Annotated in this window: 1 protein-coding gene and 1 pseudogene; both read left to right on the forward strand. The window is 36.7% G+C overall.

Features of this window, described 5'->3' with window-relative positions; genetic code table 11:
- Nucleotides 1-37 precede the first annotated feature (37 nt).
- Nucleotides 38-823, forward strand: coding sequence for an Rpn family recombination-promoting nuclease/putative transposase (locus tag ACM0OR_RS28260; protein ID WP_414579720.1), 786 nt, complete (start codon nt 38-40; stop codon nt 821-823).
- A gap of 150 nt (nt 824-973) precedes the next feature.
- Nucleotides 974-1,168 (forward strand): annotated as a pseudogene (locus ACM0OR_RS28265) (IS5/IS1182 family transposase); the annotation flags it as partial.
- Nucleotides 1,169-1,217: the final 49 nt, after the last annotated feature.

Here is a 1,217-nt window from a genome sequence, read left to right on the forward strand (position 1 = left end):
CCTAAATTATATTGTATATTAATTTGTGTAATTAATTTTGTTTGATTACTTATTAACTCAAGAACCACAACAAATTGAAATCTTAAAAACCGAATTGAGTATTGAACCGATACGCGCTGATTCCGTGACCTTTCTGCAAACGGAAAATCGGATTTTACACCTAGAATTTCAAACCACAATTAAATCCCAAACACCGATTGCTTTGCGGATGCTAGATTATTACGTCAGATTAACCCGGAAATATCAAGTTCCCGTTACACAAGTCGTAATTTTCTTGCAAGAAACAAGGGACGAAATTGCTTTTACCACAGAATATGTCAGTGAAGTCACAACCCACCGTTATCGAATCATACGAATGTGGGAACAAGATCCAGGACTATTTCTGGGTAATTTAGCATTATTACCTTTAGCACCCTTAACCCGGACAGATTCAGCCCAAGTCTTGTTATCGCAGATTGCTCAAGAAATTGCTAAAATTCCAGATATCGAGACAAGAAGAAATACTGCTGCTTACACAGAGATTTTAGCAGGCTTGAAGTTTGACAAAGATTTGATTCGTCAATTATTGAGCGAGGATATTATGCAAGAATCAGTGATTTATCAGGATATTTTGCAGAAGGGAGAGAAAAAAGGAGAGCAAAAAGAAGCTTTGCGTTTTTTGAATCGTCAGTTAAATCGGCGATTTGGAGAAATAGATTCATCAATAATTGAGCGCATTCAAGTCTTATCTACTGAACAGTTGGAAGTATTGGGAGAAGCATTTTTAGATTTTGTCAATGTGTCTGACTTAGTGGCTTGGTTGGAGCAGAATATAACCAATTAACTCTGTTTAACTATTTAAAAAACTGTAATTAGGGCTTGCAGAATAAACAAAAAACCTAGATAAATCAAGAGATTTGGGGGGATAAAAGAGAATAAAGTGCAAGGAAAAAGGATAAAATAGGTAAAAACCCTTGTAGCAAGTTGCGTTGGTATGTATCGAAAAGCGCAAAAGCAAGAAACAGTAGCAGAAGACTTTGAACTACCCTTTGGGGGAAAACTAGCCTCAGATAACCGTTGGGTAATCATGGCGAACATGATACCTTGGACAGAATTTGAAGCAGAGTACGCAGCAATATTTTCAGCAGAAATGGGCGCGCCAGCTAAAACATTTAGGATGGCATTAGGGGTAGGGAAAACGCATCTTATTTACTAATAAAAATTAAGAGAGATTTCAA

The sequence above is a fragment of the Anabaena sp. CCY 9402-a genome (assembly GCF_963920945.1).
Classification (GTDB): domain Bacteria; phylum Cyanobacteriota; class Cyanobacteriia; order Cyanobacteriales; family Nostocaceae; genus Trichormus; species Trichormus minutissimus.